19 protein-coding genes are annotated in these 25858 nt (G+C 65.2%); 5 read left to right on the forward strand and 14 right to left on the reverse strand.

The window, feature by feature from the left end; translation table 11 throughout:
* Positions 1–409 precede the first annotated feature (409 nt).
* Positions 410–1429 (forward strand): helix-turn-helix domain-containing protein, encoded by a 1020-nt coding sequence (locus tag HU720_RS24630; RefSeq protein WP_186521549.1) that lies wholly within the window; start codon positions 410–412, stop codon positions 1427–1429.
* Between the two features lie 125 nt (positions 1430–1554).
* Positions 1555–1857 carry a hypothetical protein gene (locus HU720_RS18580; protein ID WP_186521551.1) on the forward strand — a complete coding sequence of 101 codons (303 nt, stop codon included), beginning with the start codon at positions 1555–1557 and terminating at the stop codon, positions 1855–1857.
* Between the two features lie 321 nt (positions 1858–2178).
* On the opposite strand, the gene HU720_RS18585 is transcribed toward HU720_RS18580, so the two are convergent.
* The 6 genes from HU720_RS18585 to HU720_RS18610 form a co-directional block, all read right to left on the reverse strand.
* Entirely contained in the window at positions 2179–3465 is a 1287-nt protein-coding gene (locus HU720_RS18585) for a sorbosone dehydrogenase family protein (RefSeq protein WP_186521553.1), read from the reverse strand.
* A complete protein-coding gene (locus HU720_RS18590) occupies positions 3462–3869 on the reverse strand; it encodes a DUF2231 domain-containing protein (RefSeq protein WP_186521555.1) in 408 nt (135 codons plus the stop codon). Before HU720_RS18590 ends, HU720_RS18585 begins: the two co-directional genes overlap by 4 nt.
* 97 nt (positions 3870–3966) lie before the next feature.
* On the reverse strand, positions 3967–4272 hold the full coding sequence (locus HU720_RS18595; protein WP_186521556.1) for an NIPSNAP family protein: 306 nt from the start codon (positions 4270–4272) through the stop codon (positions 3967–3969).
* A 63-nt stretch (positions 4273–4335) separates the two neighbouring features.
* The gene (locus HU720_RS18600) at positions 4336–4893 is read right to left on the reverse strand and encodes a lipocalin family protein (protein WP_186521557.1); all 558 of its coding nucleotides are present in this window, start codon (positions 4891–4893) and stop codon (positions 4336–4338) included.
* A 310-nt stretch (positions 4894–5203) separates the two neighbouring features.
* Positions 5204–6790, reverse strand: a complete 1587-nt coding sequence (locus HU720_RS18605; RefSeq protein WP_186521558.1) for a rhodanese-related sulfurtransferase — start codon at positions 6788–6790, stop codon at positions 5204–5206.
* Complete coding sequence (locus HU720_RS18610; protein WP_186521559.1) at positions 6787–7395, reverse strand: cysteine dioxygenase; 609 nt, start codon at positions 7393–7395, stop codon at positions 6787–6789. Before HU720_RS18610 ends, HU720_RS18605 begins: the two co-directional genes overlap by 4 nt.
* A 284-nt stretch (positions 7396–7679) precedes the next feature.
* Between HU720_RS18610 and HU720_RS18615 the strand changes: the two genes are divergently transcribed.
* A complete protein-coding gene (locus HU720_RS18615; protein WP_186521560.1) occupies positions 7680–8633 on the forward strand; it encodes an ABC transporter substrate-binding protein in 954 nt (317 codons plus the stop codon).
* Positions 8634–8658: 25 nt separating this feature from the next.
* On the forward strand, positions 8659–9978 hold the full coding sequence (locus HU720_RS18620) for an LLM class flavin-dependent oxidoreductase (RefSeq protein ID WP_186521561.1): 1320 nt from the start codon (positions 8659–8661) through the stop codon (positions 9976–9978).
* A gap of 1 nt (position 9979) precedes the next feature.
* Here the strand turns inward: HU720_RS18620 and HU720_RS18625 are convergent, their stop codons facing one another.
* From HU720_RS18625 to HU720_RS18660, 8 genes are read right to left on the reverse strand one after another with little or no spacing between them, the layout of a single operon-like run.
* The gene (locus HU720_RS18625; RefSeq protein WP_186521570.1) at positions 9980–10861 is read right to left on the reverse strand and encodes a zinc ABC transporter substrate-binding protein; all 882 of its coding nucleotides are present in this window, start codon (positions 10859–10861) and stop codon (positions 9980–9982) included.
* Entirely contained in the window at positions 10858–11757 is a 900-nt protein-coding gene (locus HU720_RS18630) for a metal ABC transporter permease (protein WP_186521572.1), read from the reverse strand. The genes HU720_RS18625 and HU720_RS18630 overlap by 4 nt, the downstream gene beginning before the upstream one ends.
* Positions 11757–12503 (reverse strand): ATP-binding cassette domain-containing protein, encoded by a 747-nt coding sequence (locus tag HU720_RS18635; RefSeq protein WP_186521574.1) that lies wholly within the window; start codon positions 12501–12503, stop codon positions 11757–11759. Before HU720_RS18635 ends, HU720_RS18630 begins: the two co-directional genes overlap by 1 nt.
* Positions 12500–13408: a metal ABC transporter substrate-binding protein gene (locus HU720_RS18640; protein WP_186521576.1), complete on the reverse strand. Its 909-nt coding sequence runs from the start codon at positions 13406–13408 to the stop codon at positions 12500–12502. Before HU720_RS18640 ends, HU720_RS18635 begins: the two co-directional genes overlap by 4 nt.
* Positions 13409–13424: 16 nt before the next feature.
* Complete coding sequence (locus HU720_RS18645) at positions 13425–13994, reverse strand: DUF6162 family protein (RefSeq protein ID WP_186521578.1); 570 nt, start codon at positions 13992–13994, stop codon at positions 13425–13427.
* A complete protein-coding gene (locus tag HU720_RS18650; protein ID WP_186521580.1) occupies positions 13991–14308 on the reverse strand; it encodes a hypothetical protein in 318 nt (105 codons plus the stop codon). The genes HU720_RS18645 and HU720_RS18650 overlap by 4 nt, the downstream gene beginning before the upstream one ends.
* Positions 14305–14844 (reverse strand): thiamine pyrophosphate-binding protein, encoded by a 540-nt coding sequence (locus HU720_RS18655; protein ID WP_186521582.1) that lies wholly within the window; start codon positions 14842–14844, stop codon positions 14305–14307. Before HU720_RS18655 ends, HU720_RS18650 begins: the two co-directional genes overlap by 4 nt.
* Entirely contained in the window at positions 14841–16040 is a 1200-nt protein-coding gene (locus HU720_RS18660) for a PepSY domain-containing protein (RefSeq protein ID WP_186521585.1), read from the reverse strand. Before HU720_RS18660 ends, HU720_RS18655 begins: the two co-directional genes overlap by 4 nt.
* A gap of 235 nt (positions 16041–16275) precedes the next feature.
* On the opposite strand from HU720_RS18660, the gene HU720_RS18665 reads away from it, so the two are divergent.
* The coding region (locus HU720_RS18665; RefSeq protein WP_186521584.1) for a non-ribosomal peptide synthetase at positions 16276–25858 on the forward strand (9583 nt) is incomplete at its 3' end.

Below are 25858 nucleotides of genomic sequence, written 5' to 3' on the forward strand. Positions count from 1 at the left end.
GCTTCGCAGCCCATCGCGACACAAGGCCGCTCCTACACAATCAAAAGCGACTTGCCCGAAACCATAGAATCTCCCACGTTGCCCAGTTCTCTGAGCGACAGCGCAGCCCGGAAGAGCTGGGCGATCTCCCACAGGGATCTGAGCGCTCGGCGCGGTCTTTGGAGGCGCTGGCGACAGCCTGCAATGAGGCCAGTACAAGCTTGCGCAAAACCATAGAATCCCCCACGCAGATGTGCAGCAGCATCTGCCCCCGTGCAAGCCTTTCCGTCTCCCTCTCGGACACCCGTGCGGGGCACTATGACGGCATTGTCCTGATGCCGGATCTGTCCCGCCCGTGCCTTGCGAAACGCATGTTCCCACCTTTAGCGTTGACACCATCGGCAGGCCGTTCGATGAGGCCTGCAGTGCTGTGCGGCAGGTATTTGAAGGGCTGTTCAGCGTTGATCCGATGCCCAAGCAAGGCTTCGGCGTCGCCATCGAGATCCAGCATTTCAGCCGCTTCATGTTGCTCGACAGCCAGTTGGACAGCGCCCGATATCGCCGTGATCCGCTGCAGCCTGGCGTTGGCGAACTCAATCACCTATTGCTGCATATACCCCTTTCAGGTGGCGTGCACATCGACCAGGGGCGACGGGTTCGTCCCGGTGACGTGGTGCTGCTGGACTTCACGCAAACCGCTGACTTTCACGTGTCGGCGGGGCGCGGCATCAGCTTGGTGATTCCGCGCAGCGAGCTGCCAGTTGCCCAATCGGCACAGTTGCACGGGCTAGTTCTGCGCAGGCTTAGCGCCTCCGCGAACCTGCTTACCAGCATGCTCTCGTCGTTGGCAGCAGTGGCGTCGCAGCTCGATGACTGTCAGCGAATTGGGTTCGGCCAGCCCTTGCTGGACATGATCAGCGCCTGCCTGGCGCGACACCTTAGCCAATGCAACGCACGTCCCGCTGCCGGCCTGGCAGAGTTGGGGGGGCGGGTGAGGTGCTTCATCGAACACAACCTGCACCGCAACGACCTCACTTCGGCGGTGCTCGCCAAGGCTGTGGGGACCTCGCGTAGCCAGCTGTACCGGGTTTTCGAACGGTTCGGCGGTGTACATCGTTACGTACAGCAGCGGCGCTTGCGTCGATGCCTGCTGGCACTGGGTGATAGGCACAACGCCGGGCTACGCATCGGCGAGCTGGCCTACGCCCATGGGTTTGTCGATGAGGCGCACTTCAGCAAGGCGTTTCGAAAGGCCTTCGGCATGTCCCCAGGCGCTGCTCGAAGCGCAGCGCGGCACGCTGTTTCGCTGGGTCAACCGGTTTGCGATGCGGCGCAGGTCCCGGTGCTGGCACGTCTGATCGCTGCACTGGACGGCAGTCCGGCGGAGTTGGGACGTACAGGCAACTTTCTGGAACGCACGCCCCGGGACGTCCCCCGGCCCACCTCGTAATCTTGCAGCGTCAGGGTCGAGACTTGGCCCAATCCGACGAAGAGTGGCCAGTTTCGCGGCCTGCCCAGCGCTCAACACGTGGGGGCCACCGGCCGGCCATTCTGGCTGAGTAATGAGGAGCAGACATGAATCAACACCTGGAACAATTCGTTGATCACCTGGAGGCTGCCGTGTTCGACGCGCGGCTCGCCATCGGCAGGCGGTGGGGGGGTATCGACATGACGTCCATGTCGGTTGCGCTACAGGCCTCGGTCGAGCCTGGAGACAGCGAGGATACCCTGGCGCTGAGGCTCAGCCCAAAACCTGCAGTGCGTCGGCGGGTCCATGAACTGAGCATTGAAATCCCGGATGAAAGTGGGGATATCCGGGTACTGTTCGATGGGCAACTGCTTGCCCGCTATGGGAGGACTGCCGATGCCTCGGAGTAATGGAGAATCGATCCGGATAGTGCTCACACCTGAAGAAACCGTCGCGTTGCGCGCGTTGCTGCGCGCAGCCCCTTCACGCCGGTTTGCGCAGCCCCGGACGCTGATTGCTTGCGGGTTGTGCGTAGCGCTGTTGACTGTGCCTTTTTTGCTCGGCTGGGTCAGGCCAGACTTGATCGACCAGGCGTTCCAGTGGGTGCGGCAAGTGCCGGCTGGTGTCTACGAGGCTAGCCAGCGGGAAGGAAAAATACCCTGAGAGTTCCAGCTCACCACCAGATGGCGAGCGCGAGTAACACCCGCCCCCGCTCGCCACCCTCGTCGGTTTTACTGCGCCCGGGTCACTCGCCAAATGGTATTGGCCAGGTCATCGGCAATGATCAGCGCTCCCCGTGGGTCCACCGTCACTCCGACCGGTCGGCCCCGGGTCTTGCCGTCCTCGCCGCGGAACCCGGTGGCGAAGTCCACAGGCTCACCAGCAGGCTTGCCATCCTTGAATGGCACGAAGATCACCTTGTAGCCCACAGGGTTCGGCCGGTTCCAACTGCCGTGCTCGCCAACGAAGGCACCCTCGGCGAATTGTGGGCCCATGCTTGCTGTGGAGAAGTCCACGCCCAGTGCCGCCACGTGTGAACCCAGGCTGTAGTCAGGCTTGACGGCGGCCTTGACCTTGTCCGGGTTCTGCGGCCGCACGCGCTCGTCGACGTTCTGGCCCCAGTAGCTGTAAGGCCAGCCATAAAAGGCACCTTCCTGTACCGAGGTGAGGTAGTCTGGCACCAGGTCCGGGCCCAGTTCGTCACGCTCGTTGACCACCGCCCACAGCTGCCCGTTGCCGGGCTGGATGGTCAGCGCGGTAGGGTTGCGCAAGCCGGTGGCATAAGGGCGGTGAGCGCCGGTGACCGCATCGATCTGCCAGACCATGGCGCGGTCTGCCTCAACTTCAAGCCCGCGCTCGGTGATGTTGCTGTTCGAGCCGATACCCACATACAGGTAGCGCCCGTCCGGGCTGGCCGCCAGTGACTTGGTCCAGTGGTGGTTGATCTGGGAGGGCAGGTCGGTGACTTTTTCAGGTGCGCCTTCGGCTTTGGTCTGGCCGTCCCGATAGTCAAAGCGCACCAATGCATCCTGGTTGGCGACATACAGCTTGCCGTCTGCCAGCGCCAGGCCGTAGGGCGCGTTGAGGTTCTCGGCAAACACGGTGTTCAGCTCGTAGGTGCCGTCACCATCGGCGTCGCGCAGCAAGGTCAGGCGGTTGCCGCCTTTGACCTGAGTGTTGCCCTTGGCCTTGATCTGGCTGGCGATAACATCCTTGGGCTTGAGCTTGGCCGCGTTGCCGCCGCGGCCCTCGGCCACCAAGATGTCACCGTTGGGCAGCACCAGCGTCTGGCGCGGTATTTTCAGGTCGCGGGCGATGGCCGTGATGCGGTAGCCCTCGGGGACTTGCGGGGTGGCATCGCCCCAGGTGGTGGGCTCGGCGATCTTCATGCTGGGCAGCAGCCCGCGTTCCGGGGCCGGCAGTTTCGGGTCGGGGCCGCGGCTCTGAGTAGCTTCGCCATCGCCACCACAACCGCTGAGCAGCAGGGCCATGCTCAAGGCGCTGAGTGCAAGTTTCATACGCGGACCTCCGTGCGCAGGCCAGCCCAGGTGGCCACGCAGGCCAGCAGGGTGACGATCACCGACAGCACCAGCCCTGACGGCATCACCGCCCAGGCATCTTTGGCGTGCTCGAAGGCATTGACCAGGCCCAGCAGCCAGGTTGCCAGCAGCACCACGAAATAGAGTTTGCGGCGCGGCGCACGCAGTAGCCCGACCAGCGCGAACAGCAGCGCCAGGCCGCTGAGCAGCAGGCCGCCGGCAATCAGCCAGGCCGCGAAGTTGCTCCACTGGATCTGGTAGCTCTGGTAATAGGCGATGTCGCTGAGCAGCCCACCGACGAACAGCGGCAGGCTGCCGGCGAGCAAGGTGCTGTGCAGCACGCCGGGGTGGCTGTAGTAGAGCGGGGCGGGGGTGGTGGTCACGGGCACTCCTTATCGGTCGGCAATCCTCAGGCGCGCGCAGGGCGCCTAATTGAGGAGTGCCGCAGGGTGCATTGGTTCAGTCGGTGTGCTGTCGCGTCTACGCCAGAAGCGGTCGCAGGAAATTGCGCTCGTAGCTCAGGATGAACCGCTGTTCGGTGGCCAGGGCGAAGGCTGCAATGCACTCAGGGTCAGACGCCGAGTCTGCCCGGTACTGCTCGTAGGCGGCCAGGCTCGGGAAGCTGAACAGCGCGTAGGCGACATTGTTGGCGCCTTCGCTTGGCAGGAAGTAGCCGTGGTGGGTGCCGCCCATGCGGTTGACGATGGGGATCCACAGCTTGGCGTAGGCCTCGAAGGCCGGAATCTGATAGGGGTCGAGGATGTACTTGAGGTGGCAGGTGACCATTGCACGCAGTCCTTTGGGTGAGCCTTTTCGGAAGGCTCACCTTACAGGCCGGTGCTTGCAGCGTCACGGGGTATCGGGCTGGCGCCAGATCAGATCCTCGGTGGCATACCCCTGTTTGCGGGCAATCTGCAGCAACTGATCGCGAGTCTGCTGGCTGACGGTTGGGGTGCGCGAGAGCAGCCACAGGTATTCGCGGTTAGGGTGTCCGACCAGTGCGACTTTGTAGTCGGGGTCGACATACAGCACCCAGTACTCACCCTTGGTCAGCCCCGGCGCCAGGCGGCTGAACCAGTTGTCGAAGCGCACCCACAGCTTGTCGGTGTTCCCGGCGACCTGGGGCTCGGCGATGCCGTGGGCATCGTTCCATTTGCCGTCGTCTTCCTTGCAGCGGTTGTTCACGTCGATGCGGCCGTCTTCACGCAGGCCGTAGTGGGCCTCGGATTGCACGCAGTTGCGCTGGAAGAACATCGGCAGGCGCGCCAGCTCGTACCAAGTGCCCTGGTAACGCTTGAGGTCAACCGATTGGGTGGTAGGTGGAGTTTGCTGCTCATCGCGCGAACTGGAGCAGCCGACCAGTGCGAGGGTGAGGCAGGACAGCAGCAGGGCCGAACGCATCGTCATGGAAACCTCCTGGAAAAAGGGAAGTGTTACAGGGTGTTCGATGCGCGGGCAGTGAGAAAGTTGTATCGAGGCGTTGCGAGTATGCTCAGGGGGTTATGCGCATTCACTGTGCGCTGGAGTGGGCTGCGCGCTCGCGCAGGCATCTCTGGTCATTGTGGGAGCGGGCTTGACCCGTGATGAGGGCAGCAGGCAGATTTGAGTTGCCTGGTCTGATGCTATCGCGGGGCAAGCCCGCTCCCACGCTTTCGGCGGCAAAGGGCTGGGTGATCAACGTTCAGCCCCAGCGTGCGGTGGGCCCAGCCCCGAGATCTCAGGCCAGCACGGCAAACCCATGGGTGCCATCGCGTTCGAGCTGGGCAATCAGCCCGAACTCCCAGTCCAGATACCCCTCCATCGCCTCGCGGGGCGCGTCGGTGCCTTCATAGGGCCGGCGGTAGCGGTCGCTGCGGGGTACGGCCAGGTGGGTTTCGCCGCTCTGCAGCGGCAGGCCGGCAGCTATCCAGCGTGCGGTACCGCCTTCGAGCACATACACCGGCACCTGGGTCAGCGCCTGCAAGTCACGGGCGGCGAAGCGCGCCAGCAGGCTGCTGCCGCAGGTCAGCACATAGCGCTGTGCTTGCGGCACGGCCTCCAGCGCTTGTGGCAACTGGGCGCGGATCGCCCAGTGGGCGCCGGGGATGTGGCGTTTGACGTAGTTGGCGCTGGTGGTGAAATCCAGCAACACCGTGCCAGCTTCGTGCAGCCAGGCATCCAGCTGTTCAACACCAATCGCCTCAACCTCAGGCACTTCAGGCAACGTTGGCTGCCATTCGCCGGGGGCGCTGAAGTCTGCTGCAGACAGCCCATCGAGCACCGCCACTTGCCACCCCATCTGTGCCAGCCATGAGGCGCTCATGTTGGCGCGCACGCCATCGTCGTCCACCAACACGATGCGAGCGCCGCGCACGCTGGCCACATGGTCGGTTTCCTGTACCAACTGCCCACCCGGTACCGAGCGGCTGCCCGGCAGGTGGCCGGCGCTGTATTGCTCGGGCGTGCGCACATCGAACAGGTACGTGGTGCGCGCCGCATCGGCCTGCCACCCAGCGAGCCCTTCGCGGTCCAGGCGCAGCACACCGGCGCGATCAGCCACCGAGCGCGCCTGGCGGGCGGCGTTGGCGCGGGTGCCGGCGCTCACCTCGGCAAAGGTGCGGCTTTGCCCGTGGGCCAGTTGCTGCCCGGCGAGGGTCCAGCCAATGGTACCGTTGCGCAGGGCCGCCACCGGGTTGGGAATGCCGGCGTTGACCAGCGACTGGGTGCCGATGATGCTGCGGGTGCGCCCTGCGCAGTTGACGATTACCTGGGTAGCTGGATCGGGCGCAAGTTCCGCCACCCGCAATACCAGCTCGGCGCCAGGCACACTGATGCCGCCAGGGATGCTCATGGTCTGGTATTCATCGAAGCGGCGCGCATCGAGCACCACCACATTGGCGTTGCCGGCAAGCAGCGCCTGAACCTGCTCGGCGCCCAGCGACGGGGTATGGCGCACGTTCTCAACCAACTCGCCAAAGGCCTTGCTGGGCACATTGACGTCGCGAAACAGCTCGCCACCCGACGCGCGCCAGCCTGCCAGGCCGCCATCCAGCACCGCCACGTTGCTATAGCCGAGCGCGAGCAGACGCTCCGCGGCCAGCACCGCCAGGCCCTCGCCATTGTCGTAGACGGTGATGGCGGTATCGCGCCGGGGCAGGCGGTCATACACCTCGATTTCGAGCTTGGACAAGGGAATGTTGGCGGCGAACAGCGGGTGGTCCTGGGCAAACGGGTCTTCTTCGCGCACATCGACCAGCGCCAGTTCCTCATGGGCCAGCAGGGCGCGGCGGATATCCTGGTAATTGCGGGTAGTCACTGAGGTCATAGGGCAGGGTTCTCTTTGGACAGGTCCCAGATGTTGGGCAGGCGGGTATTGGAGTAGCCGGAAATAAAGGTTTTTTCGCTGCCGTCCTCGGCGTACACCGCGCGCTTGACCGCGCCGATATTGCCGCCATAGACGTGGATGCTGATCGACACCTGGTCGCTGAAGGCATTGTTGACCTGGTGGATGTCGCCAATGCGTGGCGACACCGCCTCCACCTGGCCGGGCGCCAGCCGCACCGGCTCGCCCTCGGCCACCAGCGCGCCGTCGGCGCTGCGGCTGAAGCCCTGCGAGTATTCAGCACCGCGCAACATGCCGATCAGCCCCCAGACGCGATGATCGTGGATCGGCGTGCGCTGGCCAGGCCCCCAGACAAAGCTCACCACCGAAAAGCGCTGGCGCGAATCGCAATGCAACAGGTATTGCTGGTAGCGCTCGGGGTTGGGCTGGGCAAGCTCGTCGGGTAACCAGTCATCATGGGCGACCAGATTGGCCAGCAATGTGTGGCCGTGGTTTAGCAGGTTGGCTTCGTCGGGGTGCTGATCGAGCAGCGCGGCAAGGCTGTCGATGAAATGGCGCAGGCGCTCGGGGCGCAGGTTCTGGGTCATGGTGCAGGTTCGGCGATCAGGTTTCATAGCACCCTAGCAAAGCCTTGCGCTATTAACAAAATGCAAAATATGCATAAGCTAATATGCAAATAATGCATTTACAAATTTGCCGCTGTGCTTTCAAATCCAGGCATGACGTTATGCCTAAAGCGCATTTCACAGTTAATTGAATGCGCTATAGATTATAAAAGGCTTCTCGGTAAGACCAAAAAGCTATAAATAACTGCGACGAGACCGCACGCGCGGATCGCCTTACTGCCCTTGCCGGGCATCTGGAGACCCCCGTGCGCTATTTGAAACAACTCGCCGCCACCGTGCTGGCTACCTCGCTGAGCCTTAGTGCTGCTGCCCAGACCCTGGTCGTCGGTGACCAGAGCTACAACGCCCGCGCTGTCATGGAAGCTGCCGGGGTGCTCGACGACCTGCCTTATACCCTGGAATGGAAGCAATTCACCGCAGGCTCACCGGTGGCCGAGGCGCTCAATGTCGGCAGCCTCGACATCGGCCTGCTGGGTGATGCACCGCCCCTGTTTCTCGGCGCCCTAGGCGCGCCGATCAAGGTGATCGCTGTCAGCCGGCAGAACCTCGAAGGGGTTGCCATCCTCGCCCGCAAGGACTCCTCCATCCATAGCCTGCAAGACCTTCGCGGCAAGCGTGCGGCCATCTGGAAGGGATCGTGGAGCCAGCAACTGCTGTTCAGCGCCCTGGACAAGGCTGGGGTGCCGCGAGATTCCCTGGAGCTGCGCTATCTCAGCGCGCTGGACGCCTCCCACGCCCTGGACGGCGGTTCGGTTGACGTGATCGCCACCTGGGAACCCTATGTCACCCAGCAGGAGCGCCAGGGCGCGCGAGTGCTGGCCACTGCCGAAGGGGTGATCCCGGCGCAGAGCTTTGTGGTTGCCAACAGCAAGGCGGTGGACGCCAAGCGCGCGCAGATTGCGGACTTTTTGCAGCGGTTGAAAAAGGCCCGCGACTGGACCTTGAACGACCCTGCCAACACCGAGGCCTACGCCGATGCCTGGGCCAAGCGCACCCGCGCCGACCGTGACATTGCCCGCGCCTGGTTCGCCCGCGCGCGTACGGACCTTGCGCCGCTGAACCCACAGGTGATCGTCGATGCGCAGAAGACCGTGGACTTTTTTGCAGGGCTTGGGCTGATCAAGGCCTATCCGGCCAGCAGCTTGTTCGATACCTCGTTCGGGGCCGCCATCGAGCAACCGACGGTCAGCCAGCATTGAGCCAACCCGTTCCCAAGGATTCCCAATGAGCAAACGACAGATCAAACTCGGCGCCCTGACCATGGGCTGCGGCGGCCCCGGCCGGCACAATCTGTGGCTGGACCCTGAGCTACCCAGCGATGCCAGCGTCAATATCGACTGGTACATCGATATCGCCCGCCAGGCCGAAGCCGCGCTGTTCGACCTGGTGTTCATCGTCGATAGCCAGTTCATCACCCATGGCTCGCCGTCGCATTACCTCAACCGCCTGGAACCCCTGACGCTGCTTTCGGCGTTGGCGGTCAGCACCCGCCATATCGGCCTGGTCGGCACCCTGACCACCTCCTATAACGCCCCGTACAACGTTGCCCGCCGGCTGGCGTCGCTGGACCTGATCAGCAAGGGCCGCGCCGGTTGGAACGTTGTCACCAGCGGCGACGCCGGCACCGCCGGCAACTACGGCCTGGATGAGCACTACGACTACGACACCCGCTACGCCCGCGCCCAGGAGCATGTGCAGGTGGTGCAAGGCTTGTGGCAGTCGTACGAGGACGACGCATTCCCCCGTGACCGCTCGACCGGCCGCTTTCTTGACCCTGCCAAGCTGCATGCGCTCGAACACAAGGGCGAGCATTTTTCGGTGGTCGGCCCGCTGAATATCCAGCGCTCGCCACAGGGCCAGCCGGTGATTTTCCAGGCAGGTGACTCCGAGCAGGGCCGCGACCTGGGCGCCGCCACCGCTGATGTGGTGTTTACCCACGCCGCCAGCATTGAGCAGGGCCAGGCGTTCTACCGCGACATCAAGGCCCGCGCTCAACGCATGGGGCGCGACCCTGAGCAGTTGCTGGTGTTGCCGGGCGCGGAAATCTACGTAGGTGATACCGATGAGCACGCCCGCGAGATCGAGCGCCATTACCATCAGACCGACCATAGTTTCGAGCTGGCGCTCAAAGAATTCGGGCGTAACTTCGGCTGGCATGATTTCAGCCAGTACGACCTGGATGCGCCGTTCCCGCAGCAAAGCCTTGAGTACGCGCGCAGTAGTTTCTTCACCAATGCCAAGCGCATTGCCGACCAAGCGCGGGACAAGGGCTTCAGCCTGCGCCAGGCCGTGGAGTTCGGCCGCCAGTTGCGCCCAGGGGCCTTCGTGGGTTCGGCGCAGACGGTGGCGGCGAAGATGGCTGAGTGGTTCGAGGCGCGGGCGCTGGATGGCTTCAATATCTATATTGGGCACCCCGCACAGTTTCGCCGGTTCACCCAGGAAGTGCTGCCGTTGCTGCAGGAACGTGGGGTTTACCGTACGGCTTACGAGGGGACGACGCTGCGCGAGAGCCTGGGGTTGGCGATCCCGCGCTTTGCGCAATAGGTCAGCCCTGTTGCAGGGCCTTGACCACCTGTTCGACGCAGGCCTTGAGCCCGGCCACGGTATCTTCCGGGTCGCTCTCCACGACCACCAGGCGGGCCCCGGATTTTGCGATGGCTTCGGCGACTTTCGGGTCAGGCTGGCGGTGGTGCAACACCAGCGCCACGTCCTGGCCCTTGAGGTTTTCGGTCAGTGCCGTGAGCGCGGCATCATCCCATTTGTCTTCGGCCGGCAGCGGTTGCTCGACAACATCCAGGTTCAGCCCGCTGGCCAGGTAACCCAGGCGCTCGGACAGGTTCACCACGCTCAGGTTATCGACCTCGGCCAGTTGCTGCTGGCTGCTGGCGGTGAGTTCCAGCATCTGCCGCTTGAGGGCGGCAAGGTTGGTTTGAATTTTGGCTTTGTCTGCCGGCGACAGGCGCTCCAGGTCATTGGCCACCACGTCAGCCATACGCCCCAGATTGCCCGGGTTCAGCCAAGGGTAAGCGCCAAAGGCTTCGTCACCTTTTACCGCGATACCCGGCAAGGCGCCGTCTACCGGGCGCGCCGCGTCGATTTCGACGATGCGGATATTGCTGCGCCGGGCCATCGGGTACAGCGGGTCGTCGCGCCAGATCGAACGCACGCCGATCACCGCATCGGCCTTGAGCGCCGCCTTGTGCAGGCTGGCCCCGCCACGGCCGCTGAAGTACGACGGCTGGCGCGTGGCCGGCAGGTTGGCCGGCGCTGCGCGGGTCAGTTGCACCGAGGTGCCTTGCAGCAGGTTGCTGGCCAGGCTGTGGGTCAGCGCCAGGGTGGTCAGCACCTGGGTTTCGGCCGCCTGGCCCATGGCAGGCAGGCCGGCCAGCGCCAGGGCGAGGGTCAGGCGTTTGAGCAGTAGGGTCATGCCGGGTTTCCTTGCAGGCGGGGGACGAGGGCGCGGGCGAGGGCGGCGAGGGCAAAGCACACGCCGGCCACCAGAATGATCGCGGCGCCCGAGGGCACCGGCAGGTCGAAGACGATCGGCAGCAGGATGCCGAGCAGGGTGCTCAAGGTGGCAATCACCACCGAGATGAAGAAGAACCCCTTGAGGGACTGGCTCACCAGCCGTGCTGCCGCTGCCGGGATCACCAGCAGGGCACCGACCAGAATCGCGCCGATCACCTTCACCGCCGCCACGGTGACCAGCGTCACCAGCACCACGAACAGGTAGTCCAGGGTCTTTACCGCCACCCCGCGCACGGCGGCCAGTTGCGGGTTGAAGCTGGCCAGCATGATGCGGTTGTACAGCGGCAGCGCCAAAGCCAGCACCAGCGTTGCGACAATGCCCAGCACCAGCAGGTCCTGGCCGCTGACGGTCAGCACCGAGCCGAACAGCACGTTTTCGAGGATGTGCACGTTGATCTTGCCAGCCAGCATCAGCAGCAGGCTGGCGCCCAAGGCCAAGGATACCGAGAGAAACACCCCGATCAGCGTGTCTGGCGACAGCCCGGTGCGGTTGCGCAGGTAATTGAGCAGAATGCCGAACAGCAGGCAGTAGCCGAACAGGCTGCCGTAGGGACCGGTATAGGGCTCACCCAGCAGGATGCCTATGGCAACGCCCGTCAGCGCGGCGTGGCCGACCGCTTCGGAGAAAAACGCAAAGCGCTTGACCACCACCAGCGTGCCCAGCCCGCCCAGCACCGGGCCGATCATCAGCCCGGCGAGCAGGGCGTTGACCACAAAACCGTAGGCCAGCGCTTCTGGCAGGTAGCCGGCGGTAGCCCAGTGCTGGATCAGTTCGCGGAAAGCTTCGTAAGTCATCAGGCAAGGCTCTCGCTGCGCGGGTGAACGGAAAACAGCCCAAGCAGCCGCTCAGGCGTCAGTGCCTCGGCGGGTGGGGCATCGAACAGCACTTTGCGGCTCAGCCCGGTGACCCGGTCGGCCAGGCGCAGCACCGCTTCCAGGTCGTGCTCGATCCACAGCACCGTGGTGCCGGCCTTGCGCCAGCCGTGCAGCAGTTGCTCGAACACCCGAATACCCGCCTCATCCAGCGCCGACATCGGCTCGTCCAGCACCAGCAGTTGCGGCTCGGGAATCAACCCCTGGGCCAGCAGCACGCGCTGGCGCTCACCGCCCGACAGCGCGCCCATGCGCCGCTTGCGCTTGTCGAGCATGCCCACCTGGGCCAGCGCCGCGTCGATGGCCGGGCGCACACGCCGTGACAGGCCCAGGAACGCTGGCCGGCGCTGGCACATGGCAGCCATGAAATCGTCGACGGTCATGGGTAGGCCGCGGTCGAACTCCAGCGCCTGCGGCACATAGCCGATCACTTCGCCGGCGCTTGGCCAGTGCAAGGTCAACTGGCCCTGGTGCGGCATTTGCCCAAGCAGGGTCTTGATCAACGAGCTCTTGCCGCCGCCGTTGGGGCCGACGATGGCGTGCACGCTGCCGGGGGCGACGCTGAACGCGACGTTTTCCAGGATGCGCGTGCGGCCCAAGGTCAGGTCGATGCCGGCGAACTCGATGCGCGGCCCTGCCGCCAGGGGCAGGTTGGCTGCGGCGGTCACGCGCGGTTCTCCTGAATGGCCTGCACCACGGTATCGAGGTTGCGCTTCATTTCGACTTCGTACTTGTCCTTGGTGTATTCGCCGTAGGAGATATGTGTCAGCGGGTAGATGCGCACCCCCGACTCACGCTGGATGGTCTCGACATAGGCGGAAGGGAAGTCCATTTCCGAGAAGATCACCTTCACGTCCAGCGCCTTGAGCTGGTCGATGGTCTTCTTCAGTTGCGCAGGGCTCGGCTCGATGCCGTGTGCCGGTTCCACCACGGCGGTGACCTCAAGGCCGAAGTCGCGCACCAGGTAGTCGTAGGCGGCGTGGATGGTGGCCACGCGGAAGGTCGCGTCCGGCGCCTGGGTCACCTTGGCCAGGGCGTCGGCGCGCAGCCCACGCAGGCGCTTGGCGTAGGCGCGGGCGTTTTGCTGGTAAAAGCGGGCGTTGTCGGGGTCGAGCTTGCCCAGTTCGCGGGCGATGTTGTTCACCTGGGCGATGGTGGCGCTGATCGACAGGAAGGTATGCGGGTTGACCACTTTGCCTGCCCCGCGCGCGGCGATGCCGGTGGCGGCCAGCAGTGGCACGTTGGCGTTGGACTCGATGGTCTTGATATCGGGTTTTTCGCTGGCCGCGATCATGCGGTCGGCAAAATCGTCATGGCCCACGCCATTGAGCACGACCACATCGAGGCTGCCGATACGCTTGATGTCTTCTGCGCGCGGTTCGTAGGCGTGCGGGTTGAAGCCTGCGGGAATCAGCGGCACCACCTCGGCCTTGTCGCCGACGATGTTGCTCACATAGCTGTAGTAAGGGTGCAGGGTGATGCCGATGCGCAGCGGCTTGCCGTTGTCGGCGAGGGCCACGGCGGGGAGGGTGGCAGCCAGAAGCAGCGCCAGGGCGCGGGCGAAGCGGAACATGGGCAGGTCCTTGGGTTCAGTGGCGATGTTGGCGGGTAACCCCGGCATCGTAGTGGGTGACGACCTGCTGCCAGCCGGCGGCGATCAGCGTATTCGGGTCGAGGGCATCGGGCGTCACGGCGGCGCTGTCGCGGCGCAGCCAGACATCGGGCTGGGCGGCGCTGTCCTGCGCCACGATCAGCACGAAGCTGCCGGCCACTTGCGGGTCCTGGCTGCGGCCCAGATACGCCCCGCCTGGCAGTTGCGACCATTGGTGGTTGCCACGGCTCTGGCTGCTGGCATCCACAGCGAAGGGTGGCAGGCCTTCTTCGGCCAGGGCAGCAACGCTCGGGGCGGTGCCGGTTTCGTCGCCCAGGGCGCGAATTTCCTCAGCGGCGACCCACAGGTCGGTGTGCAGGCCCTGTTCGGCGGCATTCAGGTCGCGGCGGGCATCAAGCTGATGGGCGGCGATGGGCTGCTCGTCCTCACGCTCGCCGCGCAGCGACACCACGCCTGCGGCCAGCGCCATGATCAGCAGCGCGGCCAGCAACACGTACAGGGTTTCGTGCCCGGCGCCGGCCGGGCGTATCACCTGGGCGCGGCTCATGGTGCACCGATGTCGGCATGGTCCACTTCGACCACGTGGCCGGGGCCGGCATCGAACAGCACATAGAATTCGCCGTCGGGGCGCTTGAACGACAGCGTGGAGTCTGCGCCCAGCTTGCTGGCGACCAGCACCTGCTCGTCATAGCCGATCACATCCAAGGTCACGCCGGGGGCGCCGCTGCCATCGGAGAAGCCGCCCTTGCAGGTGATCTGCTCGCCGCTTTCGGTGCATTCGCACATGGGGTTGTGCGCCAGCGCCGGGGTGGCGGCCAGCAACAGGCAGGGCAGGGCGAGCCTGCGCATCAGGTGTTTCATTTGTTGCCTCCTTGTTTCTCGAGCCAGGCTGCGGTGGCAGGCGAGGCTTTGGCCAGCGGCACCGACGCCTGGTACATCTTGCCGTCCCAGCCTTCGATGGTGACCCAGATGTCGGCATCCGGGCGGGTGCGCGGCGGGATTGGCAGGTTGGTGCCCATGCGCGAGGGCGGGCCAAAGAAGATGCTGCCAGCAGCGCGCAGGCTGCGCGGTTTGCCGATGCGCAGGTAGATGGCCTTGACCCCTTCGGCGCAGGTGTTGCACTGCGCGGCGTTGAACGCCTTGAAGTCACCTGCCGGGCCGTCGGCGCGCGGGGCCTCATCGCGCAGCTCGGCCAGGTCCAGGGTCCAGCGCCCCACTTGCAGGCCTTGCACCACGTTGGCGCCCAGGCCGCTGTCACCACGGAACAGACTGGCATCGGCGAAGTACTTGGGCATGAAGCCCAGCGGGATCAGAATCAGCAGGATGTTCAGGTGGAAGCGCCACTTCAGCCACCACTGCTTGAAGCCGCCTTGCGGCAAGGTGTGCGCCTGGCTCATGGCTGGGCCTCCAAGGTGGTTTCACGCGCAGGCTTGGCCCGCGCCGGGCGCTCGGCGCGCTTGAGTGCAGCGGCGGTGGCGTGGGCGGTGCGCTTGGTCCAGATCAGCAGGCCGCTGAGCACCATCAGTGTCAGTACCAGGCCGAAGAAGAACCAGATCAGTTTGATTGCCAGCCCGCCGAAATCGCCGGTGTGCAGCGGGCGCATCGACTCGGTAACGAACTCCAGGGTGGAACGGTCGCTGAGCAGGAACTGGCTGTCGACGTTGCGCGTATAAGGGTTGACCTCGGCGGTCTGATACATCAGCGGGTACCAGCCGCGCCCGCCCATGCTCATGTGGCTGTAGGCGGTGGCCGGCAATGAAATGAACGTGACGTCCAGGCCAGGGATGCTCTGGGTGGCGATGCGCGCGGCTTCGTCCAGGTCGATGCGCGGTGCCGGGCTGCCATCGGCGGTCTGTGGCACTTGCTCACGTGCGATCACTGGCACGATCGGCTCGGTGGAGATGGTCACATGGTTGTCGCCAAGGATCGCCTGGATCAGGAACCAGGTGCCGGTAATCGAAATGACCGCGATGAACCAGATCGACCACACCCCAGCCAGGCGGTGCACGTCACCCCAGAAGATTCGCGAGCCGTGGCCGGTGCGCACCGGCTTGAAGAAGCCGCGCCAGAACTTCTTGTACACCACAAGCCCGGTCACCAGCGAAGCCAGCATCGGCAGGCCGAGCAATGACACCAGGTACCAGCCCCAGCTGTAGCCGTTGGTGAACGGCACCAGCCACCAGCCATGCAGGGCGCGGGTGAAGGCCTCGAAGTCAAAGTCCGGCCGCTGGCCCTGGATCGCCCCGGTGTACGGGTTGACGTAGAGCAGGGCGCTGGTGCCATCGGCGCGGGTCACTGAGGCCTGTAGGGCAAAGTGCGAGCCGTCGGGCTGGCTGATGAACCGTACCGAGGTGTCCGGCTCGGCCTTTTGCATGGCCTCGTAGACCTGCTGGAAGCTCAGGCGCTCGCCGGCGTCATCCGGCTTGCTGGCGCGCACATCAGCGTTGGCCAGCCAGACGATCTCCTGGCTGACCACCGCCAGCATGCCGGTGAAGCACACGATCAGCACAAAGAACCAGATCGGCAGGGCGAGCCAGCTGTGCACCAGGAACCACAGCTTGGATTTGGATTTCTTTTTCGGTTGTTGGGCCATCAGTCGGTCTTCTGCATAAAAAGTGCGGTCGAGCATGAGCTCAACCGAGAAGGCTGCACTAATTAAGACGAATGAGAATGAGAAACCTGCAAGGTTAAATGCAAGCAAATGTTTCAAGGCTCCCCGCAGGTGTGTCTGGGAGCCAGGGCGGGAGTTAATTTTTCCCAGGTTGTATCCGTTTCGTAGGGATAGCCGGGCACTGCCCGTGGTACCCCACTCGTACGGAAGCAACCTGATGAATGCCGAAAAGTCCCTGCAACTGGCCCGCCGTTTCATTGAACTGCCGCTGGAAAAGCGCCGCGCGTTCCTCGAGACCCTGGGCAAGGAAGGCATCGATTTTTCCCAGTTTCCCATTCCGGCCGCCGTCCAGGTGCCTGACCGCCAAGCGTTGTCCTATGCCCAGCAGCGAATGTGGGTGCTGTGGCAGATGGATCGCCACAGCGGCGCGTACAACTTGCCTGGAGCCGTGCGACTGACCGGGCATCTTGATGAGTCTGCGCTCGAGCAGGCGTTCGCCACGTTGCTGGACCGCCATCAGAGTCTCACCACCGTTTTCAAGACCCTGCCCGACGACAGCCTGGAGCAGGTTCATCGCCCGTCAGAGCACGTGCTGATCACCCGGGTCGACCTGCAGGCGCTGGCCGAGGCCGAGCGTGAGGCGCAGGTGCGCGCTGAAGCCGAAGCCGAGTCGCTGCGCCCGTTCGATCTGGAACAGGGGCCACTGCTGCGCATTCGCCTGCTGCGCTTGGCCGCGCAGGAGCACGTGCTGCTACTGACGCTACACCACATCGTGTCTGATGGGTGGTCGATGAATGTGCTGATCGATGAGTTCAGCCGCTGCTATGACGCCTTCGCGGCCGGGCAGTCGCCGCAGCTGGCGGCGTTGCCGATCCAGTACATCGACTACGCGCTGTGGCAGCGCCGTTGGCTTGAGTCCGGCGAGCTGCAACGCCAGCTTGGCTACTGGCAAGCGCAGCTGGGTGAAGAGCATCCGGTACTGGAACTGCCTGTCGACCATGCCCGGCCGGCCACCCCGAGCCTGCGTGGCGAGCGCCATGCGTTCCAGGTCGATGCAGCCCTTGCCGAGCAGGTGCGCAGCTTCGCCCGTCAGAACAATCTCACCCCATTCATGGTCATGCTTGGTGCCTTCGGGCTGCTGCTGCAGCGCTATACCGGCCAGTGCGACGTACGTATCGGCAGCCCGGTCGCCAACCGCAACCGCAGCGAAGTCGAGGGGCTGATCGGGTTGTTCGTCAATACCCAGGTACTGCGCCTGCAACCAGATGTGCAGGCGGACGTGCAGGCCTATCTGCAAGATGTCCGGCAGGTCGTACTAGGTGCCCAGGCGCACCAGGATCTGCCTTTCGAGCGCTTGGTCGAGGCGCTCAAGGTTGAGCGCAGCCTCAGCCATGCGCCGCTGTTTCAGGTGATGTACAACCATCAGCCGCAGGTCGCCGACCTGGCAACCGTCACCCTGGCGTGTGGGCTTCAACTCTCAAGCCTTGCCTGGCGCAGCCGCACGACACAGTTCGACCTGAGCCTGGATACCTACGAGCAGGGCGGGGCTTTGCATGCCGCGTTCACCTATGCTCGCGACCTGTTCGAGCCCGCTACCATCGCAGGCATGGCGCTACATTGGCAGGCACTGCTGCAGGCGCTGATCACCCAGCCGCAAAGCGCATTGTGGCAGTTGCCGATGCTCGATGCGGCCACCCGCAACTGCCTGCTGCATACCTGGAACGCTACTGAGCGCGAGTACCCGTTGGCGCGCGGCGTGCACCAGCTGTTCGAGGATCAGGTGTTGCGTGCTCCCGACGCTGTGGCAGTAGTGTTTGGTGATACCACCCTCAGTTACGCAGAGCTCGATGCCCGGGCCAATCGCCTGGCGCACTTGTTGCGAGCCCACGGCGCCGGAGCCGACAGCCTGGTTGGTATCAGCGTGCTGCGCAGCGTGGAAATGGTGGTCGGGCTGATGGCCATCCTCAAGGCTGGCGCTGCCTATGTGCCGCTGGACCCTGAGTACCCGCAGGAGCGCCTGGCCTACATGATCGAGGACAGCGGCATCGGCCTGTTGCTGACCCAGCAGGCGCTGCAAGGGCAACTGCCTGTGCCGACGGGCGTGCAGTGCCTGGCGCTGGATGGGCTGGCGCTGGACGATCAGCCCGACACTGCGCCGGTGCTGAGCATCGACCCGCAGCAGTTGGCGTACGTCATCTATACCTCAGGCTCCACCGGCCGCCCGAAAGGCGCCGGCAACAGCCACCAGGCCCTGGCCAACCGCCTGCACTGGATGCAGCAGGCGTATGCGCTCGACGCCGGCGATACCGTGCTGCAAAAGACCCCGTTCAGTTTCGACGTGTCGGTCTGGGAGTTTTTCTGGCCGTTGATGACCGGCGCACGCCTGGCCGTCGCTGCGCCGGGTGAGCATCGTGACCCGGCGCGGTTGATCGAGACGATTCGACGCCACCAGGTCAGCACCCTGCATTTTGTGCCGTCGATGCTGCAAGCCTTCATCCATGAGCCGGGTGTCGAGGCCTGCGACAGTCTGCGGCGCATCGTCTGCAGTGGCGAGGCGTTGCCGGTGGATGCCCAGGAGCAGGTGTTCGCCAAGCTGCCAGGGGCGGGGCTGTACAACCTGTATGGTCCCACCGAGGCGGCCATCGACGTCACCCACTGGACCTGTATCGACGAAGGCCGCGACAGCGTGCCGATTGGCCAGCCGATTGCCAATATCCGCACCTACGTGCTTGATGCCGGCCTCGAACCGGTCGCGCCCGGCGTCTACGGTGAACTGTACTTGGGCGGTATCGGCCTTGCGCGCGGCTACCATCGCCGCCCGGCGCTTACCGCCGACCGTTTCGTCGCCGACCCATTCGTTGCCGGCCAGCGCCTATACCGCACCGGCGACCGGGTGCGCCAGCGCGCCGACGGGGTGATCGAGTATCTGGGGCGCTTCGATCACCAGGTCAAGATTCGCGGTCTGCGCATCGAGCTTGGCGAAGTCGAAGCGCGCCTGGCCCAGCATGGCTGGGTGCGCGAGGCGGTGGTGCTGGCCGTCGATGGCAAGCAACTGGTGGCCTACCTGGTGCTCGACGAGGCACCCGAAGGCTGGTCGCAGGTGCTCAAGGAATGGCTGTTGCAGGCGCTGCCGGAATTCATGGTGCCTAGCCACCTGATGGCGCTCGAGCGCTTCCCGCTGACACCCAACGGCAAGCTCGACCGCAAGGCCCTGCCACAGCCCGAAGCTGCACCTCGTGGTGCCTTTGCTGCCCCTGAAAACGCTGTGCAATGCACCCTGGCGCAGGTCTGGGGTGACGTGCTCGGCGTGGCCGAAGTGGGGCTGGATGACAACTTCTTCGAGCTTGGCGGTGACTCGATCATCGCCATTCAGGTGGTTGGCCGTGCACGGCGCCAAGGCTTGCAGTTCAGCCCGCGTGACCTGTTCCAGTACCAGACCGTGCGCGGCCTGGCCGGAGCAGTCGGGCGCGAGCCGTCGCTTGTGCTGGAACAGGCGCCTGCTACCGGGGCGGTAGCCTTGAGCCCGATACAAAGGCACTTCTTCGAACAACCCATCGCTACCCGCCAGCACTGGAACCAGTCGCTGCTGCTCCGCGCGCGCCAACCCCTGCAGGCCCAGGCGCTGGCTGCTGCGCTAGGCGATGTAGTCAACCAGCACGACGCACTGCGGCTGCGTTTCGAAGCCTCGGCGCACCGCTGGCAGCAGCAGTACGGCGCAGCCGGCGAGCAGCTCGAACTGTGGCAACGCCAGGCGGGCGATGCCCTGGCCCTGACCGCCCTGTGCGAGCAAGCCCAGCGCAGCCTGGACCTGGCCAACGGCCCGCTGCTGCGCGCCCTGCTGGTGGACATGGCCGATGGCGGCCAGCGGCTGCTGCTGGTCATTCATCACCTGGTGGTTGACGGCGTGTCCTGGCGGATCCTGCTCGAAGACCTCGAGCACGCTTATGCGGCGCGCCTGGTACAGCGCGAACCGGCACTGCCGGCGCGCACCAGCAGCTATCAGGCCTGGTCTGCGCAGTTGCAGCAGCAGGTGCCGGCGTTCCTGGCGCAGCTGCCGTACTGGCAGGCGCAGCAGGTCGATGGCACGCTGCCATGCGAGCGCCCGGACGCGGCAATGACTAACCGCCATGCCGTCAAGGTGCAAACCCGCCTGTCGCCTGAGCGCACCCGGCAGTTGCTACAGGCTGCGCCTGCCGCCTACCGCACCCAGGTCAACGATCTGCTGCTGACGGCGTTGGCGCGGGTCATCTGCCGCTGGAGTGGCCAGCAGGCAGCGTTGGTGCAATTGGAAGGGCATGGCCGCGAGGAATTGTTCGAAGGCCTCGACCTGACCCGCAGCGTCGGCTGGTTCACCAGCCTGTATCCGGTGCGGCTGGCACCCCAGGCGAGCTACGGCGATTCGATCAAGGCCATCAAGGAGCAACTGCGTGCGGTACCGGACAAAGGCATCGGCTACGGCGTGCTGCGCTACCTGGCCGACGCCCCCGTGCGCGAGGCCTTGGCGGGCCTGGGTGAAGCGCGCATCACCTTCAATTACCTGGGCCAGTTCGACAGCCAGTTCGATGCCCAGGCGCTGCTGGCGCCGGCCACCGAGCGCGGCGGTGATGGCCAGGACCCCGACGCCCCGCTGGCCAACTGGCTGACCCTGGAAGGGCAGGTCTACAACGGCGAGCTGGCGTTGCAATGGGGCTTTAGCCGCGAAATGTTCGACCCTGCCACCATCGAAGGGCTGGCGGCCACCTACGAGCAGGAACTCGACGCGCTGATCGGGCACTGCCTGCAGGTGCCTGCCGGGCAATGCTCGCCGTCGGACTTCCCCTTGGCACGTATCACTCAGGCGCAACTGGACGCGCTGCCGCTGCCGGGCCACGCCATCGAAGACGTCTACCCGCTCTCGCCGATGCAGCAGGGCATGTTCTTCCATGCCCTCTATGACCAGCAGGACGGCGCCTACATTAACCAGTTGCGCCTGGATATCGGCGGCCTCGACCTCGAGCGCTTCACCCAGGCCTGGCAGGCCGCGCTGCAGCGCCATGAAATCCTGCGCAGCAGTATCCACTGGGAAGGGCTGGACAGCGCCCATCAGGTCGTACAGCACACCCTGGCGTTGCCGCTGCAGATCATCGAGTCGCCCTCCAGCACTCTGGATGCCCTCGCACAACGCGAGCTCGACCAGGGCTTCACGCTGTCCAGCGCGCCATTGTTCCGCTTGAAGCTGGTGCGCAGCGGCGCCGATGACTGGCACCTGATCTACACCAGCCACCACATCCTGCTCGATGGTTGGAGCAACGCACAGCTGCTGGCGCAGGTGATTCAGCACTATGTCGGCGAGCAGACGGCGGCGCCTGCCGGGCGCTTCCATGACTATCTGGCATGGCTGCAGGGCCAGGATGCCCAGGCCGGCGAGCAGTTCTGGAAAACTCGCCTGAGCGCCTTGCCGGCCCCCACGCTGCTCGCCCAGGCCCTGCGCCGCCCGCAGGCCGGCGCCGGGGCAGGGCAGTTGCAGGCGCAGATCGACCCAGCCGAGGCTGCACAGCTGGAACAGTTCGCGCGCCGCCACAAGGTCACCCTCAACACGATGTTCCAGGCCGCCTGGGGCTTGCTGCTGCAGCGCCTGACCGGCCAGGCCTGCGTAGCCTTCGGCGCGACAGTGTCCGGGCGCTCGGCGCCGTTGCCGGGGATCGACGACCAGTTGGGGTTGTTCATCAATACCCTGCCGGTATTGGTCGACGCCGCACCGAACCAGCCGGTAGCGCAGTACCTGGCGGATGTCCAGGATTTCAACCTGCAACTGCGTGAGTTCGAGCATGTGCCGTTGTACGCGGTGCAAGGGTGGGCAGGCCAGCAAGGCGTCGCGTTGTTCGACAGCCTGCTGGTGTTCGAGAACTTCCCGGTGGCCGAGGCCTTGCGCCAGGGCGCGCCGGCGGGCTTGCGCTTCGGTACGGTGAGCAATCACGAACGCACCCATTATCCAATGACCCTGGGCATTGAGCTGGGCGATGGGGTCAGCCTTGAATTCAGTTACGACAGCGCGCTGTTCGAGGCCACACAGGTCGCCCGACTGCATGCCGGGCTGCGCCACCTGCTGGCGCAGATGCTCGCCGCACCTGCCGCGCCCGTAGGCACGTTGCAACTGCTCGATGCGCCGGCACGTGCCGCCATGCACGCCCAGAGCCAGGGCCCGGCGCTGCCCCCCGGCAGCCCGGCGTTGGTGCACCAGCGCATCGCTGCACAAGCCGCCCGCCACCCGCAGGCCCTGGCGTTGCAATGCGGTGCCGCCCGCTTGAGCTACGCCGAGCTCGACGCCCAGGCCAACCGCCTGGCACATGCCCTGATCGCCGAGGGGATACGCCCAGGCCAGCGCATCGGCCTGGCGCTGCGCCGGGGGCCGCAGTTGATCGTCAGCTTGCTTGCCGTGCTCAAGAGCGGCGCCGTCTATGTGCCGCTGGATGCGCATTATCCGCACGAGCGCCTGGCCTACATGGTCGCGGACAGCCGCCTGGACCTGCTGCTGTGCGACGAGGGCTTGCTCGACGGGCTGGCACTGCCGCCAGGGCTGCGCCGCCTCGAGCTGGATCGGTTGCGTGCACAGTCGGCATCGTGTCCGGCGCATGATCCGCAAGTGCCGGTAGCGGACGGCCAGTTGGCCTACGTCATCTACACCTCCGGTTCCACCGGCCGGCCCAAGGGCGTAGCTATAAGCCATGCGGCGCTGCGCGAATTCAGCGACAGCGCCACGGCCTACTCGCGGCTGCAGGCCGATGACCGCGTGTTGCAGTTCGCCACGTTCAGCTTCGACGGCTTCGTCGAGCAGTGCTACCCACCGCTGTGCGCGGGTGCTGCGCTGGTGATGCGCGGCGAAGAACTGTGGGACACCGACCAGTTGGCGCAGTTGCTTGTCGAGCAGCGGGTGACCCTGGCGGATTTGCCAGCGGCATATTGGCACATGCTCGCCAAGAGCTCTGCCAGCCAGCCTGGGCGTGGCCTTGGCCAACTACGTCAGGTCCACGTCGGTGGCGAGGCGATGTCGGTCGAAGGCCTGCGCCTGTGGCACGCGGCGGGGCTTGGCGGCATCGCACTGGTCAACACCTACGGCCCGACCGAGGCCACCGTGGTATCCAGTGTGCATGACTGCCGCCTGGACGACGCCCGCGATGCCTATGGCGTGCCGATTGGCCGGGCCATCGCCGGCCGTTCGCTGTATGTGCTGGACAGTGCCGGGCAGTTGCTGCCGGCCGATGGCGTCGGCGAGCTGTGCATCGCCGCGCCGACCTGCCTGGCCCAGCAGTATTTCGACCGCCCGGGGCTGACCGCCGAACGCTTCCTGCCTGACCCGTATGCCGCTGAACCCGGCGCGCGGCTGTACCGCAGTGGCGACCTGGCGCGATACACCGAGGACGGCGTGCTGGAATACGTCGGGCGTATCGACCATCAGGTGAAGATTCGCGGCATGCGCATCGAGATGGGCGAAATCGAGGCCTGCCTGCACGCTCAGGAGACCGTGCGCGAGGCGGCAGTCCTGGCCGTCGACGGCCCGACCGGGGCGCAGTTGGTGGCTTATCTTGTGCCGGCAACGGTGAACCCGGCCGAAGGCTGGCTGCAAGCGCTGCGCAGCGCCCTGGCCGAGTCGCTGCCGGACTACATGCTGCCTACCCACCTGCTGGTGCTGCCGCGCCTGCCGCTGAACAACAACGGCAAGCTCGACCGCGCCGCCCTGCCGGCGCCGGATTTCAGCGCCGCACAACAAGCCTACGAGGCCCCACGCACGCCGCTGCAACGGCAGGTGGCGGACATCTGGGCGCAGGTGCTCAAGGTCGAAAGCGTCGGCCTTGGCGACGGCTTCTTCAGCCTGGGCGGCCATTCGTTGCTGGCCACAGAAGTGATTGCCCGTATGCGCCACAGCCTGGGCCTGGAAGTGCCACTGCGGCGCTTGTTCGAGCAGCCGACCCTGGGTGCCTTCGTCGACGGCTGCTTGCAACTGGACGCTGCACCGCTGCCGGCCATCCCAGTATTGCCGCGCGATGCGGCGCTGGCGGTGTCCTATGCCCAGGAGCGCCAGTGGTTCCTTTGGCAGATGGACCCGCACAGCGCTGCCTACAACGTCCCAGTGGCCCTGCGCGTGCATGGCCGGCTGGATGTGCAGGCGTTGCAGGCGGCCTTCGATCACGTCATCACCCGCCATGAGCCACTGCGCACGACCTTCGATGACCGTGGCGGGCAACTGCGCCAGTTCATTCACCCGTCACTCAGCCTGCCTGTTGCGCTGGAACACCTGCCCGCGCACGACGATGCTGCCGTGGCGGCGTGGGTGGATGCCCAGGTGCGTGAACCGTTCGACCTGGTGCGTGGGCCGTTGCTGCGGGTCAAGCTGGCGACGTTGAGCGAGCAGCAGCACGTGCTGGTGATCGTTCAGCATCACATCGTGTCCGACGGCGCCTCGCTCGAGGTGCTGGTCGATGAACTGCTGCTCGGCTACCAGGGCCGTCAGGGTGAAGCACTGCCGGTGCAATACGCCGACTACGCGGCCTGGCAGCGGCAGTGGCTCGACAGTGGGGAGCGGGCGCGGCAACTGGCCTACTGGACCGCGCAGCTTGGCGCGCAGCAGCCGGTACTGGAACTGCCGTTCGACCGCCCGCGCCCGGCGCGTCGGCGCCTGCAGGGCGCTCACCATCAGTTCCACCTGAGCCAGGGCTTGAGCACGGGCCTGCACCAGCTGGCCAAGGCCCAGGATGCGACCCTGTTCATGCTGTTGCTGTCGGCGTTCCAGGCATTGCTGCACCGCTACAGCGGCCAGCACGATATTCGCGTGGGGGTGCCGGTGGCCAACCGTAACCGCGCCGAGACCGAGCGCCTGATTGGTTTCTTCGTCAACACCCAGGTGCTGCGCGCCGAAATCGACAGCACCCAGGGCTTCACGGGGTTGCTGCGCCAGACCCGCCAGGCGGCACTGCACGCCCAGGCCCATCAGGACCTGCCGTTCGAGCAATTGGTCGAGGCTCTGGCGCCTGAGCGCAACCTCAGCCACAGCCCGCTGTTCCAGGTGCTGTTCAACCACCAGCACGCGGCGAACGGCGAGCGTGAGTGGGGCGATTTGCGTATCGAGCCGCTGCAGTGGGACAGCGCCACGGCGCAGTTCGACCTGGTGCTGGATACCAGCGAGACCGCGCAAGGCCTGGTGGTGTCGCTGGCGTATGACACCGACCTGTTCGATCGCGCGACCATCGAGCGTATGGCCGGGCATTTCACCAACCTGTTGCAGGGCATCGTCGCCCAGCCTGAGCAAGCCGTGGCCGAGCTGCCGTTGCTGGGCACTGCCGAGCGTGAGCGCACCCTGCTGACCTGGAACGCGACGGCCGAGCAGTACCCGCTGGATCAGAGCATCCAGCAGCTGATCGAGGCGCAGGTGCTACGCACGCCTGAGGCGCCGGCGTTGGCTTTCGGTGCAACCACACTGAGCTATGCCCAGCTCAACGCCCGCGCCAACCGCCTTGCGCATCACCTGATTGCGCTGGGTGTTGGCCCCGATGTGTTAGTGGGCATTGCCGTTGAGCGTTCCGTTGAAATGGTGGTGGGCCTGCTGGCGATTCTCAAGGCCGGTGGCGCCTATGTACCGCTGGACCCTGAATACCCGCAGGACCGCCTGAGCTACATGATCGAAGACAGCGGCGTCGAGCTGCTGCTGACCCAGAGCCATCTGGCGTTGCCGCTGGCCGAAGGCGTGCGGACGCTGGCGTTGGATGTCGATCATGGCGCTGAGGATGCGACGAATCCAAACGTATCGGTCTGCCCGGAAAACCTGG

The organism is Pseudomonas sp. SWRI51 (assembly GCF_014268825.1).
GTDB classification, from domain to species: Bacteria; Pseudomonadota; Gammaproteobacteria; order Pseudomonadales; family Pseudomonadaceae; genus Aquipseudomonas; species Aquipseudomonas farsensis.

What these genes read in the sequence shown, in the direction of transcription:
- HU720_RS18580 (WP_186521551.1), top strand. Translation starts at nt 1,555, where the DNA reads ATGAATCAACACCTGGAACAATTCGTTGATCACCTGGAGGCTGCCGTG.
- HU720_RS18585 (WP_186521553.1), bottom strand. Translation starts at nt 3,465, where the DNA reads ATGAAACTTGCACTCAGCGCCTTGAGCATGGCCCTGCTGCTCAGCGGT.
- HU720_RS18595 (WP_186521556.1), bottom strand. Translation starts at nt 4,272, where the DNA reads ATGGTCACCTGCCACCTCAAGTACATCCTCGACCCCTATCAGATTCCG.
- HU720_RS18600 (WP_186521557.1), bottom strand. Translation starts at nt 4,893, where the DNA reads ATGACGATGCGTTCGGCCCTGCTGCTGTCCTGCCTCACCCTCGCACTG.
- HU720_RS18605 (WP_186521558.1), bottom strand. Translation starts at nt 6,790, where the DNA reads ATGACCTCAGTGACTACCCGCAATTACCAGGATATCCGCCGCGCCCTG.
- HU720_RS18610 (WP_186521559.1), bottom strand. Translation starts at nt 7,395, where the DNA reads ATGACCCAGAACCTGCGCCCCGAGCGCCTGCGCCATTTCATCGACAGC.
- HU720_RS18620 (WP_186521561.1), top strand. Translation starts at nt 8,659, where the DNA reads ATGAGCAAACGACAGATCAAACTCGGCGCCCTGACCATGGGCTGCGGC.
- HU720_RS18625 (WP_186521570.1), bottom strand. Translation starts at nt 10,861, where the DNA reads ATGACCCTACTGCTCAAACGCCTGACCCTCGCCCTGGCGCTGGCCGGC.
- HU720_RS18630 (WP_186521572.1), bottom strand. Translation starts at nt 11,757, where the DNA reads ATGACTTACGAAGCTTTCCGCGAACTGATCCAGCACTGGGCTACCGCC.
- HU720_RS18640 (WP_186521576.1), bottom strand. Translation starts at nt 13,408, where the DNA reads ATGTTCCGCTTCGCCCGCGCCCTGGCGCTGCTTCTGGCTGCCACCCTC.
- HU720_RS18645 (WP_186521578.1), bottom strand. Translation starts at nt 13,994, where the DNA reads ATGAGCCGCGCCCAGGTGATACGCCCGGCCGGCGCCGGGCACGAAACC.
- HU720_RS18650 (WP_186521580.1), bottom strand. Translation starts at nt 14,308, where the DNA reads ATGAAACACCTGATGCGCAGGCTCGCCCTGCCCTGCCTGTTGCTGGCC.
- HU720_RS18655 (WP_186521582.1), bottom strand. Translation starts at nt 14,844, where the DNA reads ATGAGCCAGGCGCACACCTTGCCGCAAGGCGGCTTCAAGCAGTGGTGG.
- HU720_RS18660 (WP_186521585.1), bottom strand. Translation starts at nt 16,040, where the DNA reads ATGGCCCAACAACCGAAAAAGAAATCCAAATCCAAGCTGTGGTTCCTG.